The 2725-nt window shown below is 76.4% G+C and carries 2 protein-coding genes; one reads left to right on the top strand and one right to left on the bottom strand.

Features of this window, described 5'->3' with window-relative positions; translation table 11 throughout:
* Positions 1-901 (bottom strand): FHA domain-containing protein (locus CCN56_RS24500; RefSeq protein ID WP_143664613.1); only part of this gene is annotated, 901 nt, incomplete at its 3' end.
* Between the two features lie 521 nt (positions 902-1422).
* Between CCN56_RS24500 and CCN56_RS24505 the strand changes: the two genes are divergently transcribed.
* Positions 1423-2725: serine/threonine-protein kinase (locus tag CCN56_RS24505; protein WP_086830043.1), on the top strand; the 1303-nt coding region annotated here is incomplete at its 3' end.

The raw sequence follows: 2725 nt of genomic DNA on the forward strand, positions 1-2725 counted from the left end.
GGAGCTCCTCGCGGCCGCCCGCCAGGCGCCGGGCCCAGGCGCCGAGCCCGCGCTTGACGGGAGGCACGGGTGCGGCTCCCCGGTCCTGGGGCGGGTCGGTCTGCCGGGTCCTGCCGTGCGGCTCCGCCCCGCCGCGTCCGTCGTGCGCGTCCCCCGCGTGCGCGTGGCTCCCGTCGTGGACCTCGCCGTACGCGATGCCGCGCGCCCCGCCGTGGGTGCTGTCGTCGGCGGGGCCCGTACGGTCCGGCAGGTCCGTCGCGTGGGCGACGCGCAGGTGGCCCTCGCCGTCCGGTGCGGTCGTCAGTGCGTCCGTACCGCCGGCGCCCGTCAGACGGAGGGCGGACTCGCCGAGGCGCAGCAGCGCACCCGGGCGGAGCGGGACCGGGCGGTCGCCGACGGGCACGCCGTCGAGCGTCGTCCCGTTCGTCGAGCCGCGGTCGGCGACCGTGACCCGGCCGTCCTCGGCGACGGTCACCGTGCAGTGGGAGCGGGAGACGTCCGGGTCGTCGAGCGGCACGTCGGCGTCGACGGAACGGCCGATTCTGATCGCTCCGCCGTGCAGCAGGTGCACCCCGCCCGCGTCCGGGCCCGCCACCACGTGCAGCCGGGCGGAGGCCGTCCCGTCGGCCCGGTCGTCAGGGCCGGGGACCTGGAGGGAGAGGACCGCGCCGTCGACCAGCGGGGGCTCGCCGAGCACGCAGCGCCGGCCGTCGAGCCGCTCCGCGCCCGCGTAGAGCACGGTCGTGCCGGAGGAGGAGGTGTCGGGGCCGGTGACGGCGGCGGCGAGGTTCGAGGCCACGGCGGCGAGGGCCGTCCCGGCGGGGGCCGTGACGAGCACGTCGCAGGCGCGCCCGGTGCCGTGGCCGGCGTACGGCGCGAGGACGGTCAGCCGGATCTGCATCGCCGTCAGCGGTCCCTTCTGCGAGAGCCGGCCCGGCAGGGGGGAACCGCCCTGTGTCTCCCCCCACCCGGCACGGACGCGTCGCCCGGTACAGGTCGGCACGGCGCGGGGGCTCCCGACCCCGTCGTCGCGACGTGCTGCAGGCATCCTCGCACCTGCCACCGACAACACGCCCGCGGGTCGGCCATAAGTGATCTTGAATGGTCGGCCGTGGACGAGAAATAGCCTGGTTGGGCATGCCTTCGGAGCATGCGTGGCAACCGTCTCCCCGCGTGGAGCGTCTTCTTCCGGACAAGTTCGGAACAAGCGGGGAACGGGTTCGGCCCGCTCCGGCCCTCCGGGACCGCCCCCCGGCGAGGCTCGAACACGACATCGGAATCGGCCTGTGGACGACCGGCCTGCGACCCGTTCGGCGGCACTAAAGTGGGTCGGACACCCGGACGGGTCACAACAGAGGACAAGGACCCCGGGGACACCTCAAGGAACCACCCCAGGACCACGATCAGCAGGGAGCGCGTGACGTGCGGCCTATCGGCAGCAAGTACCTGCTCGAGGAGCCGCTCGGCCGCGGCGCCACGGGCACCGTCTGGCGAGCCCGCCAGCGGGAGACGGCGGGCGCCGAGGCGGCCGTGCCCGGCGAGCCCGGCGAGACCGTCGCGATCAAGGTCCTCAAGGAGGAGCTGGCCAACGACGCGGACATCGTGATGCGCTTCCTGCGCGAGCGGTCCGTGCTGCTCCGGCTGACCCACCCGAACATCGTGCGCACCCGCGACCTGGTCGTCGAGGGCGACGTCCTCGCCCTCGTCATGGACCTCGTCGAGGGCCCCGACCTGCACCGGTACATCCGGGAGAGCGGCCCGCTCACCCCGGTCGCCGCCGCCCTCCTCACCGCCCAGATCGCCGACGCGCTCGCCGCCAGCCACGCCGACGGCGTCGTCCACCGCGACCTCAAGCCGGCCAACGTCCTGCTCGCCGAGCAGGGCGGCCAGATGCACCCGATGCTGACCGACTTCGGCATCGCGCGCCTCGCGGACTCCCCGGGCCTGACCCGCACCCACGAGTTCGTCGGCACGCCCGCGTACGTGGCGCCCGAGTCCGCCGAGGGCCGCCCGCAGACCTCCGCCGTCGACATCTACGGCGCGGGCATCCTCCTCTACGAGCTGGTCACCGGCCGGCCCCCGTTCGCGGGCGGCACCGCCCTGGAGGTCCTCCACCGGCACCTCAGCGAGGAGCCGCGCCGCCCCTCGACCGTGCCCGGACCGCTGTGGACGGTCATAGAGCGCTGCCTCAGCAAGAACCCGGACCAGCGGCCGAGCGCCGTGAACCTCGCCCGGGGCCTGCGCGCGGTCGCCGCCGGCATCGGCGTCCACGCCACGCCCGCCCAGATCGAGGCGGCGGAGGGCGTCGGGGCGCTCCTCGCCCCCGACCCGGCGCCCGCGCCGGTCCCGGGGACCCCCGAGGCGCAGACCCCCGGCGCCGCCGACCCGACCCAGGTGCTGCCCACCGGCGCCGCCGGAGCCGCGGCCGCCGCCGGGATGCCCCCGCAGTACGACCCCGCCGCCGCGACCAGCGTCATGCCGACCAGCGGCCCGGCGGGCGCCGCCGACCCGACGGCCGTCATGCCCCCCGTGCCGCAGAACCCTCCGGCCGAGGACCCGCACCCCTGGCAGAGCCAGCTGCGGCAGGTCCGCGACCGGAACGAGCAGACCCAGGTGCAGTACCTGGACCCGAGCGAGGACCCGCTGCGCCGCCGCCCGCAGCGCCAGCCGCAGCAGCCGCCGCAGGACGCCCGGCCCGGCCCGTACGGGCCGGGCGTCCTGCGGC

This window comes from Streptomyces sp. NRRL B-24572 (assembly GCF_002156145.1).
Classification (GTDB): domain Bacteria; phylum Actinomycetota; class Actinomycetes; order Streptomycetales; family Streptomycetaceae; genus Streptomyces; species Streptomyces vietnamensis.